Genomic DNA, 18,962 nt, shown 5'->3' with positions numbered 1-18,962 from the left:
TTTACGCCGCTTTCCGGATCGCCCCGTCGGCCGCCTGCCTGATGGTGCCGATATTGGCGCGATAGGCCGCCTCGGTGCCGCCCTTAAAGATGGCCGAGCCGGCGACCAGCACACTGGCACCGGCCGCGGTGACAAGCGGAGCGGTTTCGGGCGTGACGCCGCCGTCGATCTCTATGTCGATCGGACGATGGCCGACCAGCGCCTTGACCCGCCTGACCTTATCGACGACCGCCGCAATGAAGGCCTGGCCGCCGAAGCCCGGATTGACCGTCATCAGAAGCACCAGATCGAGCCGGTCGAGTACATATTCGATGACGCTTTCCGGCGTTGACGGGTTCAGCGACACGCCGGCCTTCTTGCCGAGATTTCTGATTGCCTGCAGCGAACGGTCGAGATGCGGTCCGGCCTCGGCATGCACCGTAATGATGTCGCAGCCGGCATCGGCGAAGGCGCCGAGATAGGCGTCGGCCGGCGCGATCATCAGGTGGCAGTCGAAGACCTTGTCCGTTCGATTACGGATCGCCTTGACCACCGGCGGACCGAAGGTGATGTTGGGCACGAAATGGCCATCCATCACATCGAGATGGATCCAATCGGCACCCGCCCGGACGACCGCTTCGACCTCGTCGCCGAGCCGCGAGAAGTCCGCGGAAAGCACCGAGGGCGCGATGATTGTCTTGGTATCCATGGTCGTCGGCTCCCATTCTGTCGTCCGTTTCCGGTCGCTGCACACCAACCGCCGTCATCTTGTCAGCGCGCCTTCGTCTCCGGTTCGCCTTCGAGCTTACCTTCCGCGAACACGCGGCTGCCGCGAATATCGGATTCCTCAATGGTGATAAGATCGATTTTCGTCAACGCCCGGTCGCGCGATGCGAAAAGCCGGCTGGCCTGGCGAAGCCGCGCCCGGTCGAGGCTATTGCGAACGGAGCGGGCGTTGGAGAAATGCGGCAGCCGCATGCGGATCGGGAGATACTCTTCGAGCGCCTTGGCCGCCGCTTCGCTGAGACGGTAATTCTGTTCCGCCAGCATGATCTCGGCGATTGATTTGAGTTCGCTGACGCCGTAGTCCGGAAAATCGAGGTGATGGGCGATGCGCGAGCGCATGCCGGGATTGCTGTCGAAGAAGCGGTCCATCTTGTCCTTGTAGCCGGCAAGGATCACAACCAGATCGTCACGGTTGTTTTCCATGCATTGCAGCAGGATTTCGATCGATTCCTGGCCGTAGTCGCGTTCGTTCTCGGGCTTGTAGAGATAGTAGGCCTCGTCGATGAAAAGCACCCCGCCCATGGCGCGCTTGATCACTTCGCGGGTTTTGGGCGCGGTGTGGCCCACATACTGGCCGACGAGATCGTCGCGCGTCACCGCGACCATGTGCCCTTCGCGGACATAGCCAAGACGATGCAGGATTTCGGCCATTCTGAGCGCCACGGTGGTCTTTCCGGTACCGGGATTTCCCGTAAAGTTCATGTGCAGCGTCGGTGCGCCAGAGATCAGCCCGAACTTGCGGCGAAGCCGGTCGACCAGGAGCAGCGCAGCGATCTCGCGGATGCGGTTCTTGATGGGCTTCAGGCCGACGAGTTCGCGGTCGAGCTTGTCCATCACCTCGTCGATGTTGGACGCCTCGAACTCGGCCTGTAGATCAACCGATTCGCCCTGCGCGGCAGCGCTCTTTGCTATCGCGTCCAGCATGGTTCGCCTAGCTCCGTTCGCCTTCGGGCCTGTCGGTCGCATAAGGCACGATCGAATAGCCCTGACTGCGGCCGTCACGCTCTTGGCGCAGCAGCCGGAACCCGGGTTCATTGGGTGGCCGGTTGACGATGAATGACATGCGCGGTGCTTCCCAGCCCTTGGTCGAATCGAAGGCGGTGACCCGGACATACATGTTGGGCATAGCTTTCCGGCAATTGTTGACTTCAAGCAGGATGCCCGCCGGGTCCCTCAGGTCGAACATCGGGTTGCCGTACATTTCCCAATAGGTGTTTCGCGGATGTGGATCGTCCGTGTACTCGACGCTGACCGCCCAGTGGTTTTTCAGTGCGTATTTGATCTGCGCTGAAATCTGCTCATCGGTTAGCTCGGGCAGGAACGAAAACTGTCCCTGCGTGACCTTGTTTCCGGGATTGGTCATCATGGCGACGGTTCCTTTCGTCTAGAAGCTCGGCGTTGCGGTTGGTACAAAGTCGGCCGTGTCGGTCGATTCGTAGTTGAAGGTGACGTCCTTCCACGTCTCCAGGGCCGCCTTGAGCGGCGTGCACCATCTGGCCGCCTGTTCGAGGATTTTGGTCCCTTCGCGCAGATAGTCGCGGCCCTCGTTGCGGGCGAGGATCATCGCCTCCAACGCGACGCGATTGGCCGTCGCGCCGGCCTGGATGCCGTCCGGATGGCCGATCGTGCCGCCGCCGAACTGCAGGATGACGTCCTCGCCGAGATAATGGATCAACTGGTGCATCTGGCCGGCATGGATGCCACCGGAGGCGACGGGCATCACCTTGTTGAGCGAGGCCCAGTCCTGATCGAAGAACAGCCCGGTTTCGAGGTTCTGCGGCGTGCGCTCCTCGCGCAGCGTGTCATAAAACCCCTTGATCATAAGCGGGTCGCCTTCCAGCTTGCCGACCACCGTGCCGGCATGGATGTGATCGACGCCGGCCATCCGCATCCATTTGCAGATGACGCGAAAATTCATGCCGTGGTTCTTCTGGCGCGAATAGGTCGAGTTGCCGGCCCGGTGGAGGTGCAGGATCATGTCGTTGCGGCGTGCCCACTTGGCCATCGACTGGATCGCCGTGTAGCCAATGACGAGGTCGATCATGACGATGCAGGAGCCAAGCTGTTTTGCAAATTCGGCGCGCTCGTACATGTCCTCCATCGTGCCGGCGGTGACGTTGAGGTAATGGCCCTTGACTTCGCCGGTGGCGGCCGACGCCTTGTTCACTGCCTCCATGCAGTAGAGGAAACGGTCGCGCCAATGCATGAAGGGCTGTGAGTTGATGTTCTCGTCGTCCTTGACGAAGTCGAGGCCACCCTTCAGCGCCTCGTAGACGACGCGGCCGTAGTTGCGGCCTGACAGGCCAAGCTTCGGCTTCGTCGTCGCGCCGAGCAGCGGCCGGCCGAACTTGTCGAGCCGCTCACGTTCCACCACGATGCCGGTCGCCGGGCCCTGGAAGGTCTTGAGGTAAGCCACCGGGATGCGCATGTCCTCGAGCCGCAAGGCCTTGACGGCCTTGAAGCCGAACACGTTGCCGATGATCGATGCAGTCAGGTTGGCGATGGAGCCGGGCTCGAACAGGTCGAGGTCGTAGGCGATATAGGCGAAGTACTGTTGCTCGATCCTGGTGCCTGGACCTGTGTTCGGCACCGGCTCGGATTTGAATGCCTTGGCGCGGTAGAGCTCGCAGGCGGTCAGCCTGTCGGTCCACACCACGGTCCATGTCGCGGTAGAGGATTCACCGGCGATGGCGGCGGCCGCCTCCTCGTGGTCGACGCCGGGCTGCGGCGTGATCCGAAACATGGCGATCAGGTCGGTCTCCTTGGGCCGGTAGTCCGGCTCCCAGTAGCCCATCTTCTTGTAGGGGATGACGCCGGACCTGTAGCGTTCCTTGCCTTCCTTGAGCGTGCCTGCTGAGGGCATGTCGATCTTGTTCATGGCAGGTCTCCTGTTTGCCGCTCAGGCGGCTTTCGCGGTTGCGATTTGGGGGTCGAGCTTTCCTGCGGCGTAACGTTTCGCCATCTCATCCATGGCGATCACCCTGATCTTCGACGCGTGGCCTGCGGTGCCGAAGCGTTCGAAGCGATCGCGGCAAAGGTCGCGCAGGGCGTCCATGGCGGGTTTCAGGAATTTACGCGGATCGAATTCGCGCGGGTCCTCCGTCGCAACGCGGCGGAACTGCCCGGCCATGGCCATTCGGCAATCGGTGTCGATGTTGACCTTGCGCACGCCGTAGCGGATGCCGCGCTCGATTTCCTCGACCGGGACGCCAAAGGTCTGGGGCATCTCGCCGCCATAGTTGTTGATGATGTCCTGCAGTTCCTGCGGCACGGAGGAAGACCCGTGCATGACCAGATGCGTGTTGGGCAGCTTTTCGTGGATCGCCTCGATCACCTGCATGGCCAGGATGCCGCCGTCAGGCTTGCGGCTGAATTTATAGGCACCGTGTGAGGTACCGCAGGCGATCGCCAGCGCGTCGACCCGGGTGGCGATCACGAAGTCGACCGCCTGATCGGGATCGGTCAAAAGCTGGTCATGGGAAAGCGCACCTTCAGCGCCGTGCCCGTCCTCGGCCTCGCCCTGGCCGGTTTCCAGCGAGCCGAGCACGCCAAGCTCGCCTTCGACTGAAGCGCCGACCCAATGCGCCATGCGTGCGACACGTTCGGTGATGGCGACGTTGTAGTCGTAGCTCGCCGGCGTCTTGGCGTCCGCCATCAATGACCCGTCCATCATCACCGAGGTGAAGCCGTGGCGGATCGCCGACAGGCAGGTGGCCTCGTTGTTGCCGTGATCCTGATGGATGCAGAGCGGAATGGCCGGATGGATTTCGGTCAAAGCCTCCATCATCTTGGCCAGCATGATGTCATTGGCATAGGAGCGGGCGCCGCGCGAGGCCTGGATGATGACCGGCGCATCGCAGGCCCTGGCGGCCTCCATGATGGCGAGGCCCTGTTCCATGTTGTTGATGTTGAATGCCGGCACCCCGTAGCCGTGCTCGGCGGCATGGTCGAGAAGCTGGCGAAGGGTGATGCGGGCCATTGTCGGTTTCTCCTAGATGATGAGCTTCAGCGCCGCTGCCGCGACGGCTTCGGGCGTGATGTCGAAATGCCGGTAGAGATCCGGGGCAGGGGCGCTGGCGCCGAAACCGGCCATGCCGACGAAAGTGCCGGTGTCGCCGATCCAGCGGTCCCAGCCGAGCCGTGCTGCGGCTTCGATGGCAATGCGGGGCGCCGAGCCGAGGACGGCCTTGCGGGTGCCGGCGTCCTGCTCCTCGAAAAGCTCCCAGCACGGCATCGAGACGACCGCGGCGGCGACGCCGTGCTCGGTCTCCAGCCGTAGGGCGGCGGCAACCGCGATTTCGACCTCCGAGCCGGTGGCGATCAGCGTCACCGCGCGGTGCCCGGCTGGCTCGCGCAGGATGTAGGCGCCCCGGCTCGACCGGTTCTCGTCGCTGTGTGGCTCGCCGCTAGGTGCTTGGCGCAGCATCGGCAGGTTCTGGCGCGAGAGCACCAGCACGCTCGGCCGCTTCTCGCTTCTCAGCGCCAGTTCCCAGCACTCCGCCGTTTCGATGATGTCGGCCGGGCGGAAGACGTTGAGGTTTGGCGTCGCCCGCAGCATCGCCAGGTGCTCGACCGGCTGGTGGGTCGGGCCGTCCTCGCCGAGACCAATGGAATCATGCGTCATCACATAGATGACGCGCTGGCCCATGAGCGCCGAGAGCCGCATCGCGCCGCGCGCATAGTCGGCGAAGCACAGGAACGTGCCGCCATAAGGCACGAAGCCGCCATGCAGTGCGATGCCGTTCATGGCTGCGGCCATGCCGTGCTCGCGGATTCCATAGTGGATGTAGCGGCCGGCGTAGTCGCCCGGCGCGATGCGGTTCATACCCTTGGTGATCGTCAGGTTCGAATGCGTCAGATCGGCGGAGCCGCCGACGGTCAGTTCGGTTGCGCCATTGATCGCAGCGAGTGCCATTTCCGAGGCTTTTCGCGTTGCAACCTTGGTGGCCTTCCCGACATGCTCCTTGCGGAAAGCGCCGAGCGCTTCGAAGACCGCGTCGGGCAGGGCGCCAGCGACCGCGCTCTCGAAGGCCTGCCGCCGTGGTGAGGCGGCAAGCCGCTGCTCCCAGGCGCGGCGTGCCGCTTGACCGCGGCCGGCAATCTCGCGCCAGGCGAAAAGGATATCGTCCGGCACCTCGAACGGCGCGAAGGCCCAGCCGATGTTTTCGCGCGTCGCGGCGATCTCCGCATCGCCCAGCGGCGCGCCATGCGTCTTTTCCGAACCGCCCAGATTGGGCGCTCCCTTGCCGATCACCGTGTGGCAGGCGATCAGAGACGGCTGGTCCGATTGCTGCGCCGCTCCGATTGCCGCCGCAACGGTTTCGGTGTCGTGGCCGTTCACCGACTGGACATGCCATCCAGCGGCTTTGAACCGCGCCGGCTGGTCCATCGATGTCGACAGGGAAGTGGGCCCGTCGATCGAGATCGCATTGTCGTCCCAAAAGACGATCAGCCGGGAGAGCTTCAGGTGACCGGCAAGATCGATCGCCTCGTGGCTGATGCCTTCCTGCAGGCAGCCGTCGCCGGCGATCGCGTAGGTGAAATGGTCGACGAGATCGGCGCCGTGGCGGGCCGCAAGCATGCGCTCCGCCAGCGCCATGCCGACAGCGGTCGAAATGCCTTGTCCAAGCGGGCCGGTCGTCGTCTCGATGCCAAGCGCATGGCCATATTCCGGATGTCCGGCGGTGCGGCTGCCCAGCTGGCGAAACCGCTGCAATTCTTCGATAGGCATGTCTTCAAAGCCTAGCAGGTAATGCAGCGCATACTGCAGCATCGAGCCGTGCCCGGCCGACAGCACGAAGCGGTCACGATCGGGCCAGTTGGGGGCCGACGGATCGATATTGATGAAGCGGCTGAACAGCACCGTTGCGACATCGGCCATGCCCATCGGCATGCCCGGATGACCGGAATTGGCCTTTTGGACACTGTCCATCGCCAGTGCGCGAATGGCGTTGGCCATGTCGCGCTCCGAGACGGCGGCGACGGGCTTCAGTGCTGCTGCTTGGCTGTTCATGGCGTCCTCCTCACGACACACGGTTCTTGCGTTCGATCAATTGCAGGATGAGCGGCGTCAGGATCAGCTGCATGGCAAGGTCGAGCTTGTTGCCGGGCACCACTATGGAATTCGGCCGCGACATGAACGAGTCGTGGATCATCGAAAGCAGGTAGGGGAAATCGATGCCGCGGGGATTGGCGAAGCGGATAACCAGCATCGATTCGTCGGGCGTCGGTATCCAGCGCGCGATGAATGGATTGGACGTGTCGACGATCGGCACGCGCTGGAAGTTGATGGCGGTCTGCGAAAACTGCGGGACGATGTAGCGGACATAGTCCGGCATGCGACGCAGGATCACGTCCATCACCGCCTCGGTGGAATAGCCGCGCGTTGCGCGGTCGCGATGGATCTTCTGGATCCATTCGAGATTTATGACCGGCACCACGCCGATCTTGAGATCCGCGTGCCTGGCCAGGTTGATCTTGTCGGTGACGACGCAGCCATGCAGGCCCTCGTAGAAGAGCAGGTCGCTCGGCGGAAATTCGCGCCATTCGGTGAAATGTCCCGGCGGCGTGCCGTACTGCTTCTCCTCATCCTCATCATGGATGTATGTGCGGGTCTTTCCGGTTCCCCGGCGGCCATATTCCTCGAATACCTCTTCGAGGATTGCCAGTTCATTGGCCTCGGCATGGAAGTGGGTGAAATTCGGATTGCCCGCCTTTTCCTCCTCGGCCACCTTCGCCTTCATCGTGGCGCGGTCGTAGCGATGGAAAGCATCGCCTTCGATGAAGGCGGCCCCGATGTTCTCGCGCCGGAAGATCAGCTCGAAGATGCGCTTGACAGAGGTGGTGCCTGCGCCCGACGACCCGGTGATGGTAATGATGGGGTGCTTTGCCGACATGGTCTTCAGGCCCTGAAAAGGCCGCGGCGGCTGAACAGCGGCGCGCGCTCGCCGATGGCGCTCGGCTCGGTGTGGTAGCGGGTGATGCGCGCGACTTCCCGCGCCGATCCGAAAACCATGGGCACGCGCTGGTGCAGGCTCTCGGGTTCGATTTCGAGGATGCGGGTGATCGTATCGGTGGCGGCACCGCCCGCCTGTTCGACGAGATAAGCGATCGGGTTTGCCTCATAGACGAGGCGAAGTCGCCCCTGCCTGTAGCTCTTGCGCTTGTCGCCTGGATACAGGAACACGCCGCCGCGCATCAATATGCGATAACAGTCCGCGACCAGGGAGGCGATCCAGCGCATGTTGAAGTCCTTCTCGCGTGGGCCTTCGGTGCCTTCAAGGCAGTCGTCGATGTAGAGCCGCACCGCCTCGTCCCAATGCCGGTAGTTGGCGGCGTTGATGGCGAACTCCTGGGTACGCTGGGGGATGACCCGGCTCTCATAGGCCTGGACGAAGGTGCCGAGCCGGGTCGAGAGAACGAAGACATGGGTGCCGCTGCCGAGCGACAGAACCAGCGCCAGCTGCGGGCCGTAGATGAAGAAACCGGCGCCCAGCTGGTTCACCCCTGCCTGCAAAAACGAGGCGGCCGGATCCCCATCCGGCGCGCCAATTGCAGGGAGAAGCGAGAAGACCGTTCCGATCGACACGTTGGTGTCGATGTTGGATGAGCCGTCGAGCGGGTCGATGGCGATGGCAAGAGCCGCTTGCCTGTCGAGCAGCACCGGCTGCTCCAGTTCCTCGGAAGCGTAGAGCGCGATCGGAGCGTGGCGCATGGCATCGAGGAAGATGTCATCGGCGAAGACATCGAGATCCTTCTGGATGTCGCCGTCAGCATTGACGCCGCGGGTTCCCGCAAAGGCCGTGCCGAGCACCCCTTGATTGATGGTGTTACGGATCGTGGTGGCCGCCTGCGTCAGCTGACGGATGGTCGCTACGACGGCGGAGCGCAGTTCGTCCGGCTCGCCAAGATAGGAGTTCAGAAAAGCGTCGAGCGTTGCCGCTGGCATCGTAACCTCCCGATCCAGCCGCCTCTCCTCGGGTCGGCCGGATTGGGAAAGGAGAACAAACGACGCTGGATAAGTAAAATTCAATAACTTTACTCAGGCAGTAAAAAAATTTTAGTATGCCATATGAGAAACCTCACGCTCAAGCAGTTCAAGACCGTTCAGGCAATCATCAGCCACGGAAAAATCGTCAGCGCGGCCAAGGTGTTAGGCCTGTCTCCTCCAGCGGTAACGATCCAGTTGCGGCAGGTGGAGGAGGAGTTCCAACTGGCCTTGTTCGACCGGACGTCGGACGGCATGCGTCCCACTGCCGCAGGTCTGGCCTTCGTCGAGACGGCACAGGCCATCGAGGAGCGGCTTCGTCTGCTCGAAGACAAGATGGATGCAATCAAGGGCGTGCGCGCCGGCAGCTTGCGGCTCGGCGTCGTTTCCACGGCCAAATATTTCGCACCGCGGCTGATGGCCGCCTTCATGAAGGAACATCCCGATATCGACATGCGCCTTGCCATCGGCAACCGCGCCGAGACGATCGACAATCTGAGGAACCACGACATCGATATCGCGCTGATGGGACGCCCGGCGAAGGAAGTCCCGGTGCGTGCTTCGGTCTTCGGCGATCACCCGCTGGTCATCATCGCACCGCCCGACCACCCGCTGGCGTCGGCACGCGACATTTCCAAGGAGCGGATCGCCGAGGAACATTTCCTCATTCGCGAGTCCGGCTCCGGCACGCGCATCTCGCTGGAAATATTTTTGAGCGACGTGCCTGGCCGCATCGACGATCTCGGCGTCGAGATGGGCTCGAACGAGACGATCAAACAGGCGGTGATGGCCGGGCTCGGCATCGCCTTCATCTCTGCCCACACCATCGCCGCGGAAATCGAGGCTGGCCGGCTGGTCATCCTCGACGTCGTCGGCATGCCGATCCGCCGGCAATGGTTTTCGGTGATGCGCAGCGATCACGCGATCTCGCCGGCGATGGCGACCTTCCACGATTTCCTGATGCGCAAGGGCGCGATGTACCTGCCACTGTTCGGCAAGCTCTATCCGCACGAGGAACTGAACAGTAGAGGTCGCGCGAGTTAGGGCGCGCGGTCCAGGCAAACGCTTCAGACAAACGATGGTGTGTATCAGCGGCTGATCGGCTGTGACCTCCTGACCGATGTTCACGAGCCGAGGCATCGCTGGTGGCACGCATTTGCGGAGCCGAGGCGACCGCCCTCCAAGTGCTGGGCCACGGGGTAGCGCCCCCGCGTTCACGGAACGGGTGGGCTTTGACTGAGCGTCTGCTAGCCTACAATTGGTTCGGCGACAGCTTCTTCGAGGCCAGCTGCCGCTTGGGCGGCAAGACCGCGGGCCGCTGCTTGTGAATCGTAAAATTCCTCAAGTGCATAGACTCTGCCCCACTGCAGGGTGAACACGTGGAGACCACGGTTGACGTACGACGCGTCGCCATTGAGCAGCGTTGCGGTGCCGTCCCACTGGGCAAACACGGTAGTATGCCACGGCCAGCCCTTCACCCAGATGTGGTTGACCGTGAGATGGAGATTGGGCAGGACGCGGCCGAGGCGCTCAAACCAGCGGCGCATGGCTTCTTTGTCGTGGCGCTCACCACCAAGCGCGTGGGCGCCGGAAACGCGGTGATGGACATGCAGCGCGAGTGCCTTCACCGCCTCATCCCAGCGATGGTTGTTGACGTGGTCGAAGCTCTCTCGGATCGATTTCTCGACAAAATAACTGTATAGCATTTGACCTCTCCCCAAACTTATTCGATGGCGTGATCGAGGCACCGTGTGGCGAGCCGAGCGGACGCGAGAGCCCACGGCCAGCAGCACGCCGGCTGCGGTCTGAACTTCGGCTCAGCGTATTGTCGCGTCGGCTCGCAGATGCATGTCAGTCTCGGTCGAGACCGTCACCTCATCTCCGGACCTTGAGAACGCGTAGAGCGAGTCCTGGTGGCCCGGCATGGAAAAGGCCACGGAGTCGTCGTCGGCGAGACCCATGACGACGCGCAGCGGATCGCCCCCGGTCTTCGGCGCGAAGGTGGCGGTGACCTCCAGGAGGCCGCCGTCGACCGGGACGTAGTAGACTACCATGTCAAGGTGTCCCTCGTGCAGGCTGCCGCCCTCGATCGGGCGTCCGATGGTGGCCTCCTCGGCAAAAGCCGGGGCCGCAAGAAACAGCGCAGCCAGGAGCGATGCGCTTAAGGTTTTGCGGATCATTTCGTATCTCCTTTTTAGATTGCGTTCGAACTCTATATAGGCTATAGATTACGAACGCAATCTAAAAAAGAGGTCAACAATGCGCGTAAGTCGTACTCAGGCAGCGGAAAACCGAGAAACGGTAATCAACGTGGCAAGCCGCCTTTTTCGGGAGCGCGGCTTTGATGGTATCGGCCTTAAGGATCTGATGAAGGGTGCCGGACTGACCCAAGGCGCGTTTTACAAGCAGTTCGCATCCAAGGACGACCTGGCGGCGCAGGCGTCCAGGCGGGCGATGGAGAGCGCCACCCGTCGATGGTCGGCCGCGACTGCGGCAAACCCTGATGATCCGCTTGGCGCGGTGATCGCGTTCTACCTCAGTATGGACCATCGCGGAGAAAAGATGGACGGCTGCCCGATCGTGGCGCTCGGCTCGGATGCCGCCAGACAGGGCAAGGACGTGAAAGCGCCGTTCGAAGCCGGGATCAAGGAGCATCTCGAGATCCTCGGCCGTTTCATTGCTGAGACCAGTGACGGGGAGTTCGATGGCAGGGCCATGGCCATTCTCTCGACGATGGTCGGTGCGCTGATGTTATCGCGCGTCATCAACGATCCTGACCTCGCGCAGGCCTTTCTGGATGCGGCGGCCAATCAAGTTCGTGAATCAGCCGGCACTTGAACGGCGTCGCGGCGCCTGCGGCGCGCCCAAACTGACAGGAAAATAGATGCGACGGATTGTTGTTACGGGCATGGGAGCGGTTACGCCCCTTGCTGCCGATGTTGAAACGTCCTGGTCGCGTCTCCTGGCCGGCCGCTCGGGCATCCGGAGGCTTGCGGATGATGTGGTGTGCGACCTGCCGGCGAAGGTCGGCGGGGTGGTGCCCTCCACAGAAGAAGATCCGGACGCTGGTTTCGATCCGGAAGCCATCCTTCCGCCGAAGGATCAGCGCAAGGTAGACCGGTTCATTCTCTTTGCGCTGGCCGCGGCACAAGAGGCGCTCGCCCAAGCAAGATGGGCCCCCGTCTCGGAAGCGGATCGCTTGCGCACGGCCACGATCATCGCCTCGGGCGTCGGCGGGTTCCCGGCCATAACCGAGGCGGTGCGCACGGTCGACCGGCGCGGCGTCCGCCGTCTATCACCTTTTACGGTGCCGTCCTTCCTGGTGAACCTCGCGGCAGGCCACGTCTCGATCCGCTATGGCTTCAAAGGTCCGCTCGGTGCACCCGTGACGGCGTGCGCGGCCGGCATTCAGGCGATCGGCGATGCGGCTCGCCTAATCCGCGCCAACGAGGCCGATATTGCCGTGTGCGGCGGGACGGAAGCATGCATGAATCTTGTCAGCCTCGGTGGGTTTGCCGCGGCACGCTCGCTTTCGACGTCCTTTAATCACCGTCCTGATGAGGCCTCCCGACCGTTCGACAAGTCGCGGGACGGCTTCGTCATGGGCGAAGGAGCCGGCATGCTGGTCATCGAGGAATTGAGCCACGCGCTGGCGCGCGGCGCAAGACCGCTGGCCGAGCTTGTCGGCTACGGCACGACGGCGGATGCTCATCACGTCACCGCCGGTCCCGAGGACGGCGACGGTGCGCGCCGGGCCATGGAGATCGCAATCGCCCAAGCAGGGATTTCGCCCCGCGAGGTTCGTCATCTCAATGCCCATGCGACCTCCACGCCGGTGGGCGACCTGGGTGAGATCGAAGCGATCAAGAGCGTCTTCGGGCGCGATTTCGCGATAGCTGTCAGTGCAACGAAATCGGCGACCGGACACCTGCTCGGAGCCGCCGGCGGGCTCGGAGCAATCTTCGCAATCCTGGCGCTCAGGGATCAGATGGCACCGCCGACCCTCAATCTGAGCGCTCCCGATCCGGCCGGCGACGGGATCGACTTCGTCGCAAACCGGGCCCGGCCGATGACGATGGGCTATGCAATCTCCAATGGCTTCGGCTTCGGAGGCGTTAATGCCAGCGCGCTGTTCCGGCGCTGGACGGATGATCTGGCCGGCGCGAGTACCGGAGGCGCTCATGATTGACGCCTTTCGCTCCGACCTGTCGTGCTTCTCCCACGCCAATCCAAAACGAAGAAAGAAGTGACCTCCATGAACAAGACCAATCTAGGCGTCGCCCTGGTGACGGGGGCATCCAGCGGTATCGGGCACACAACGGCCAAAGCCCTGCAGAACGCGGGCTTTCGCGTGTTCGGAACCAGCCGTCGCGCGGTCGTCGACCGATCCGATGGCGTTACCATGCTGGCCTGTGACGTGACCGATGACACTTCCGTGGCGAAACTTGTCCAGGACGTGCTGGCCGAGACCGGGCGCATTGACCTGCTTGTCAATAATGCCGGCGTTGGCCTGCTTGGTGGCGCGGAGGAGTCCTCGATGGCCCAGGCCAAGTCGTTGTTTGACGTGAACGTCTTTGGCGTTATGCGAGTAACCAAAGCGGTGTTGCCGACAATGCGCCGCCAAGGCAAGGGCAGAATCGTCAATTTGAGCTCGGTGCAGGGGTTCATTCCAGCTCCCTATTTCGCGCTTTATTCGTCGACCAAGCATGCCGTTGAGGGCTATTCCGAATCGCTCGACCACGAACTGCGTACTTTCGGAATTCGCGTCGTGTTGGTGGAGCCCGCCTATACCCGCACCTCATTTGAAGAAAATCTCGCCAGGCCGGATCAGTTGCTTGACATCTATGACTCTGCGCGCGCCGGCATGAATGCAGCTGTGCGGAAAGCGATGGAAAAAGGCGATGCGCCGGAAGTGGTGGCCAGGACCGTTTTGGTGGCTGCGACCGATCCCGCTCCGAAGAGGCGCTATGCGGCTGGAAAAATGGCGCGCCAGGTCAGTTTCCTGCGCCGTTTCGTCCCCGCATCCGCTTTCGACAAGAGCCTGCGAAAGCAGAACGGACTGCCGGTCTGAGGTCGACAACAATGATATTCCTGTTTCGGTCGAGCCCATGCGAGAGCGCGTTCCAGGAGTCACATTTTTTGGCACTGGCACAGCCGGACGCGCATCTTCGATGCGCGCGCGTCCGCGACCGAGCCCTGCGGTCGTTGGCGTTAGATTAGCGCCATGTTATATTGCGGCGCGAAAGAGCGGGGGCCACGTTCCTTTCACACCCGTAAGTGATCCGTATGTGCGATCCCTGCAGACTGGTCGGTATCACGGAAACTCCCGGGCATGGGGTTCGGGAATCGAAGGGGACAAGGGGTAATGCTCTACACGCTCGTTATGATGGTCTGCCTGACGGATGTGCCGCAGACCTGTGAACAACGCGAACAGATGGTGGATGGCCTGGCGATGAATCCCGGGACCGCCTTCATGCAGGCGCAATCGCTGGTAGCCCAGTGGATCGAGACGCATCCCGGTTATTTCGTTCAGCGCTGGCGCGTGCTGCCCGGCCGTGGATCGTGATATCCGCCGCGAAGATCGAATGAGGTTCTATTTCTTCGCGGCGAGCGTTTCCGAGACGGCCTTGGACAATTGATAAAGCCGCTGCTCGATTATCGTCGGCACTTCACAGACGTAGGTCAGTGATTGGACGCGTTCATTGAAAATTCGCGTTGCGAATTTCAGCTGTTCGGTTCGCCGATCGATCTCTTCGGGATCTGCATCCGGCTTTGCCCGCAATGCATCGACATCGGACGCTTCCTTGCGCAACGCGGCGGCCATTTCGAGCTGCTTGTGGGCGTAGCGGGAAATGCCGGAGATCACCTGCGAGCGCTCGGCGTCCAGGTGGTCGAACATGCCTTGCACCATCATCGCCATTTTGGGTGCAAGTTGCTCGGCCGGCAAGGAGGCCGCGAAATCCCTGATCTTCTTTTGAGCTTCCGCAATCGGCATCCGGCGAGCTGCCACTTCCTCGATCAGGGCGGAGATGGTGGGGTCCTTCGACCAGTCCTTCGCGGCTGAAGGAAGGTCCGGTCCGCTCCAGATCTGGCCGAGCGAGAGTTGCGGCACCTTGCGCTGCATGCAGGGCCAGTCTGGATCGGGGGCTGCCATGGCGTTGACGCCCGGCGCGAGCATGGCGACCAGAGCCAGACTGCGAACATGGATCATTCGCGCCATCAGGCATTTCCTCCCGTGTCCTGTTTGCGGGTCATCAGGCCGCGCGAAGGGTCGTAGGCGATGATGGCGGCGGCAAGGAACAGCAGCGTGCAGCCGGCAACGACGCCCAGCGACAGCCAGTCAACCTGGCCGTAGAAGGCGAAGCGGATCAGTTCGACGGCGTAAGTAAATGGATTGGCGAGGCAGATTTTGTAGAGCAGGGGGCTAGCCTCCTGGATACGCCACAAGGGATAGAGTGCCGGAGAAGCGAAATAGCCGGGAAAGATGACGAAGTTCATGATGCCAGCGAAGTTTTCGAGCTGCTTGATCATTGAGGACAGAAGCATGCCGAGCGCGCACAGCATCATGCCTGACAGGAACAGCGCCGGCAGCACGGTGAGATAGCCAAGCGGCGGCGCCTTGACGCCCCAGAACCAGGCAACGATCAGGAACGCGTAAACCTGCGCGATCGACACGGCGACACCGGCGAGCATCTTCGAGATCAGTAAAAACCAACGCGGGAAGGGGCTGACCAGCAGGGTGCGCATGTTGCCCATTTCGCGATCATAGACCATCGACAGCGAAGACTGCATGCCCGAAAACAGCAGAATCATGCCGCACAGGCCCGGCGTGATGTAGATCTCATAGAGCACGTAGGTCTTGTAGGGCGGGATGATCGATACGCCGAGCACCTGCCGGAATCCGGCGGCAAAAATGAATAGCCAGACGAGCGGCCGAACCAGCGAGGATATAAAGCGCTCGCGCTGATGCAGGAAGCGCAGGCACTCCCGCACGACGATCCCTTTGAGGCAAACGAGGTAGTGGTGGAGCCCAAACTGTTCGAACTTCACCGGCGTGAGGGCGGCGACTTTTGCGGGCATTGCGGGAGCGCTCATGGCGACATCTCCGCGATGCCGCTTGTTTCGATGCGGTTGAGCCTGGAAAAGGCGTCGCGGATCGAACTGGCACCGCTCGTCGCAACGACGTCGGCCACCTTACCCTTGGCAACCAGGTCGCCCTGCCGCAGCACGACGACGTGGTCGCCGTCTTCGACCTCATCGATCAGATGCGTCGCCCACAGCACACCGATGCCCTCGGTTTCGACGAGTTTGCGGATGGTGGCCAAAATGCCCGCACGCGACTGGATGTCGAGACCGACCGTCGCCTCGTCGAGCAGCAGCAGGGAAGGGCGGTGGAGCAGCGCCCGCGCGATCTCGATGCGCCGCATTTGGCCGCCGGAAAGACTGCGTGCCTTGTCATGCTGACGGCCCTGCATGTTGACTGTATCGAGCAGCGCGGCAATGCGCTGCCGGGCTTGGTGTCCGCCAATGCCATGCAGCGAGGCGTGGTAGGAGAGGTTCTGGTGGACGCTGAGGTCGAGGTCGAGCGTGCGTGCCTGGAATACGATGCCGACACGCCTGAGCGCTTCGCCCGAAGCGCGGCTGACGTCATGGCCGAAGATGCGGATCGATCCGCGGCGGGTGCCGTAAAGATGGCTGATCAGTGAGAACAAAGTTGTCTTGCCGGCCCCATTGAGGCCGAGCAGAACGGTGAAAGTTCCCGGCGCGATCGAGAATGAGACGTCCTGGAGCGCTCGCTTCGGACCATAGGAATGGCTGATGCCGGCAACATCGAGCGCTGCCACCTCCTCTCCAGCTCCGCTTGTCCTCACATGCTGCATGCCGCTGGCTCCTTTGGGGCGCGCTGGTTATCTAGTGCACTTGCAACATCCCCGCGGCAAATATTCATCACGTCGGCCTCCCTGATCATTGCTGCGGTCTAGTGGGGCGATATGGCCACGCCCCAAGGCTGCTGGCCCACCGTAACCGATTGAACCGGCTCGTCCGTCGCCGTGTCGATGAAGGTGATGTCGTTGGAATTGCCGTTGGTGGTGATCAGCGTCTTCTGATCGGGGGTGAAGTCGAGATGCCAGACGCGCTGGCCGACCAGGATGTATTTTTCCACCTCGTAGGTTTCGGTGTTGATGACGGCGACGTGGTTCGCCGGGCCGAGCGCGACATAGGCTTTCTTGCCGTCGGCGCTGATTGCGATGCCGACCGGCTGGATGGTTTCGGGCCGCAATCCCGCAATCGCGAACTGGATCTTCTTCACCACCTCGCGTTTGAGACTGTCGATGACGCTGACGGTACCGCCGATTTCGGCACTGACCCAGATCTGTGATCCGTCGGGCTTGAATTGCGCAAAGCGCGGACGCGTGTCGACCAGGACGTTGTCGGTCACCTCATGGCTGTCGGTATCGATGAAATGCGCCATGCTGGTGGTTTCGGAGGTGTTGACCATGGTTTTGCCATCGGGACTGACGGCCATGCCTTCAGGCTCCACCCCAACGGGAATCTCGGTCATGACCTGCTTGCTCTCGACGTTGATCGCGGTGACGAGATTGTCGTCCTCGTTGGCGACGTAGAGCGTCTTGCCGTCGGGCGAAAGCACGAACAGTTCGGGATCGGGGCCTGATGGCAGCGTGCCAACGATCTGCAGCGTCGCGGTATCGATGATTTCGATCGTATTGTCATCGCTGGCGCACAAATAGATGAACTTGCCGTCATGCGAGATGGTGATACCGCGCGGCCTCTGGCCGACTTCGACGGTCTTCACCACTTGCATCGTCGCCGTGTCGACGACCGTTATCGTATTGTCTTTCTCGTTGGAGACATAAACGGTGTAAGCCCACGCCGGATTGGCCATGAAGCCGAGAATGGCGAGTGCGCAAGCTCGTCTCTGCACGAAAATTCCTCCCGATTGGTTCTACTTAAGAACGCATTTCGTTTCCGGCTGATCGACGCCGAGCGTATCGAGCTCGGAGATTTGGTGAAGATAACCCTCCTGTGGCGATGTCGAGACCACGGATTTGGTGTCGCCGAGCAGGATTGGCTGGCGAAGCTGATGGTTCCACTTGCGGAAGGTCAGCTTCTGTCCTTTGAAGGCGGCGACCGAGAAATCGTCCGAGCGGATGTAGTCGCTGATCTTCTTCGGATCGTCGCCATTAGTCCGTGTGCTGGCTTCGCCCACCGCCCGCACCGCCGTCCAGGCCGACATATCCTTGGACAGCATTCGCCGGCCGGTCGTCCTCAGGAAACGGCTTTGCATTTGAATGCCACCCCATTGCTCGCTCGCGGGATGCCAGGACGATGCGACAAGACCGGCCGTGCCGGCGACCAGCCGCGGTGTCCAGGTGCGGTAGGGCACGTAGGTTCCGAACACCTCGCTCTCATCGGCGACAAGCACCACGTCATGCTCCGGCAGATCCTGCGTGAACACGGAGATCTGCTGCTGTATCTGCGTGGCGCCGGTGTCGGTGCGGCGCGCCGTGCCGGTGTCTTTGAATTCCTTCTCGGCGACGATCTGACCGCCGAAGCGGGCCGCCGCGCGGCGCAACGCGTCCGCATAGAGATGATCCTGCTCATGCGAACCGTAGAGCAGCACCCAATTCGGCCATTTCTTTACCACGAGATACTGCGCCAGCGCGTCGGCCAGCATGCTTCGTGTCGGCGCGACATGGAAAATATTTATGCGGCAGTCTTCCTCGCGCAGGCTGTCGTCTGTGGCACCGACATTGAAGACCAGAACGCCCTTGTCGCGGGCGATGTCGGCGATCGACAGCAATTGCCTGGCCGAGAGGTCAGCGACAACATAGCGGTCACCTTTGGCAATCAGATCGTTGAACGCCTGAACCGTGTCGGCGTCCGGCTTGACCTCGGCTATGTCGAGGCTGAATTTCTGGCTGAGGAACTTTCCTGTCGTGTTGTTATCGCCGATCGCCACATTGGCGCCGGCGACACCTTCGTCGCGTGGCGGCAGGTCCAGCAGGGAAAGCGCCAGTTGCGGCGCGTAGGCCCGCAAATAACCTATTCTGATTTCGGTTATCTTTCTTTCCGGCCTGTCGGCTGCGAGCGGTTGCTTGCCCGTCACTTCCTGGGCCATCACGCCTGTAACGTTGGCGGTCTGGAAAAAAAAGCACAAAAAGGCCGCGAGAGTGCCTGGCACCGCGCT

20 protein-coding genes are annotated in these 18,962 nt (G+C 62.0%); 5 read left to right on the top strand and 15 right to left on the bottom strand.

The annotated features are described in order from the left end of the window. Position 1: 1 nt before the first annotated feature. The 8 genes from rpe to NKI17_RS10335 all read right to left on the bottom strand — a co-directional run bounded on the left by rpe (position 2) and on the right by NKI17_RS10335 (position 8,713). Positions 2 to 688 carry a ribulose-phosphate 3-epimerase gene (gene rpe / locus NKI17_RS10370; RefSeq protein WP_023678833.1) on the bottom strand — a complete coding sequence of 229 codons (687 nt, stop codon included), beginning with the start codon at positions 686 to 688 and terminating at the stop codon, positions 2 to 4. 62 nt (positions 689 to 750) lie between these two features. Then, entirely contained in the window at positions 751 to 1,689 is a 939-nt protein-coding gene (cbbX, locus tag NKI17_RS10365; protein ID WP_023678834.1) for a CbbX protein, read from the bottom strand. Positions 1,690 to 1,696: 7 nt separating this feature from the next. Continuing rightward, positions 1,697 to 2,131 (bottom strand): ribulose bisphosphate carboxylase small subunit, encoded by a 435-nt coding sequence (locus NKI17_RS10360; RefSeq protein ID WP_023678835.1) that lies wholly within the window; start codon positions 2,129 to 2,131, stop codon positions 1,697 to 1,699. A gap of 18 nt (positions 2,132 to 2,149) precedes the next feature. Further along, complete coding sequence (locus NKI17_RS10355) at positions 2,150 to 3,643, bottom strand: ribulose-bisphosphate carboxylase large subunit (RefSeq protein WP_084641467.1); 1,494 nt, start codon at positions 3,641 to 3,643, stop codon at positions 2,150 to 2,152. Between the two features lie 21 nt (positions 3,644 to 3,664). Continuing rightward, positions 3,665 to 4,744 carry a class II fructose-bisphosphate aldolase gene (gene fba, locus NKI17_RS10350; protein WP_352905858.1) on the bottom strand — a complete coding sequence of 360 codons (1,080 nt, stop codon included), beginning with the start codon at positions 4,742 to 4,744 and terminating at the stop codon, positions 3,665 to 3,667. A gap of 12 nt (positions 4,745 to 4,756) precedes the next feature. Continuing rightward, positions 4,757 to 6,778 carry a transketolase gene (gene tkt, locus NKI17_RS10345; RefSeq protein ID WP_352905857.1) on the bottom strand — a complete coding sequence of 674 codons (2,022 nt, stop codon included), beginning with the start codon at positions 6,776 to 6,778 and terminating at the stop codon, positions 4,757 to 4,759. A 10-nt stretch (positions 6,779 to 6,788) separates the two neighbouring features. Continuing rightward, positions 6,789 to 7,661, bottom strand: coding sequence for a phosphoribulokinase (locus NKI17_RS10340; RefSeq protein WP_023678839.1), 873 nt, complete (start codon positions 7,659 to 7,661; stop codon positions 6,789 to 6,791). Between the two features lie 5 nt (positions 7,662 to 7,666). Next, positions 7,667 to 8,713, bottom strand: a complete 1,047-nt coding sequence (locus tag NKI17_RS10335) for a class 1 fructose-bisphosphatase (protein WP_352905856.1) — start codon at positions 8,711 to 8,713, stop codon at positions 7,667 to 7,669. A gap of 123 nt (positions 8,714 to 8,836) precedes the next feature. Here NKI17_RS10335 and NKI17_RS10330 point away from each other — a divergent pair, with 123 nt between their 5' ends. Then, entirely contained in the window at positions 8,837 to 9,796 is a 960-nt protein-coding gene (locus NKI17_RS10330) for a LysR family transcriptional regulator (RefSeq protein ID WP_352905855.1), read from the top strand. 203 nt (positions 9,797 to 9,999) lie between these two features. Here the strand turns inward: NKI17_RS10330 and NKI17_RS10325 are convergent, their stop codons facing one another. Beyond that, positions 10,000 to 10,458, bottom strand: a complete 459-nt coding sequence (locus NKI17_RS10325; protein WP_352646180.1) for a nuclear transport factor 2 family protein — start codon at positions 10,456 to 10,458, stop codon at positions 10,000 to 10,002. A 111-nt stretch (positions 10,459 to 10,569) separates the two neighbouring features. Continuing rightward, positions 10,570 to 10,932: a hypothetical protein gene (locus NKI17_RS10320; RefSeq protein ID WP_023678843.1), complete on the bottom strand. Its 363-nt coding sequence runs from the start codon at positions 10,930 to 10,932 to the stop codon at positions 10,570 to 10,572. Positions 10,933 to 11,011: 79 nt separating this feature from the next. On the opposite strand from NKI17_RS10320, the gene NKI17_RS10315 reads away from it, so the two are divergent. The 4 genes from NKI17_RS10315 to NKI17_RS10300 all read left to right on the top strand — a co-directional run bounded on the left by NKI17_RS10315 (position 11,012) and on the right by NKI17_RS10300 (position 14,318). After that, complete coding sequence (locus NKI17_RS10315) at positions 11,012 to 11,590, top strand: TetR/AcrR family transcriptional regulator (protein ID WP_352646177.1); 579 nt, start codon at positions 11,012 to 11,014, stop codon at positions 11,588 to 11,590. Between the two features lie 46 nt (positions 11,591 to 11,636). Continuing rightward, on the top strand, positions 11,637 to 12,941 hold the full coding sequence (gene fabF, locus NKI17_RS10310; protein WP_352854893.1) for a beta-ketoacyl-ACP synthase II: 1,305 nt from the start codon (positions 11,637 to 11,639) through the stop codon (positions 12,939 to 12,941). A gap of 66 nt (positions 12,942 to 13,007) precedes the next feature. After that, complete coding sequence (locus NKI17_RS10305; protein ID WP_352646173.1) at positions 13,008 to 13,823, top strand: oxidoreductase; 816 nt, start codon at positions 13,008 to 13,010, stop codon at positions 13,821 to 13,823. 294 nt (positions 13,824 to 14,117) lie between these two features. Further along, positions 14,118 to 14,318: a hypothetical protein gene (locus NKI17_RS10300; RefSeq protein WP_023678847.1), complete on the top strand. Its 201-nt coding sequence runs from the start codon at positions 14,118 to 14,120 to the stop codon at positions 14,316 to 14,318. Positions 14,319 to 14,345: 27 nt separating this feature from the next. Here the strand turns inward: NKI17_RS10300 and NKI17_RS10295 are convergent, their stop codons facing one another. The 5 genes from NKI17_RS10295 to NKI17_RS10275 form a co-directional block, all read right to left on the bottom strand. Next, positions 14,346 to 14,972, bottom strand: a complete 627-nt coding sequence (locus NKI17_RS10295) for a hypothetical protein (RefSeq protein ID WP_352646171.1) — start codon at positions 14,970 to 14,972, stop codon at positions 14,346 to 14,348. Beyond that, positions 14,972 to 15,832, bottom strand: coding sequence for a lanthanide ABC transporter permease protein PedC (locus NKI17_RS10290; RefSeq protein WP_352905878.1), 861 nt, complete (start codon positions 15,830 to 15,832; stop codon positions 14,972 to 14,974). Before NKI17_RS10290 ends, NKI17_RS10295 begins: the two co-directional genes overlap by 1 nt. Positions 15,833 to 15,843: 11 nt before the next feature. Further along, positions 15,844 to 16,632: a lanthanide ABC transporter ATP-binding protein PedB/LutE gene (locus NKI17_RS10285; protein ID WP_031212311.1), complete on the bottom strand. Its 789-nt coding sequence runs from the start codon at positions 16,630 to 16,632 to the stop codon at positions 15,844 to 15,846. A 98-nt stretch (positions 16,633 to 16,730) separates the two neighbouring features. Next, positions 16,731 to 17,657: a YVTN family beta-propeller repeat protein gene (locus NKI17_RS10280; protein ID WP_352874832.1), complete on the bottom strand. Its 927-nt coding sequence runs from the start codon at positions 17,655 to 17,657 to the stop codon at positions 16,731 to 16,733. A gap of 60 nt (positions 17,658 to 17,717) precedes the next feature. Beyond that, positions 17,718 to 18,893: an ABC transporter substrate-binding protein gene (locus tag NKI17_RS10275; RefSeq protein ID WP_502894470.1), complete on the bottom strand. Its 1,176-nt coding sequence runs from the start codon at positions 18,891 to 18,893 to the stop codon at positions 17,718 to 17,720. Between the last annotated feature and the right edge of the window lie 69 nt (positions 18,894 to 18,962).

This window comes from Mesorhizobium sp. M0816 (assembly GCF_040320005.1).
Taxonomy (GTDB): Bacteria; Pseudomonadota; Alphaproteobacteria; order Rhizobiales; family Rhizobiaceae; genus Mesorhizobium.
The sequence above is the reverse complement of the archived record's forward strand: the minus strand, read 5'-3'. Positions and strand labels throughout refer to the sequence as shown.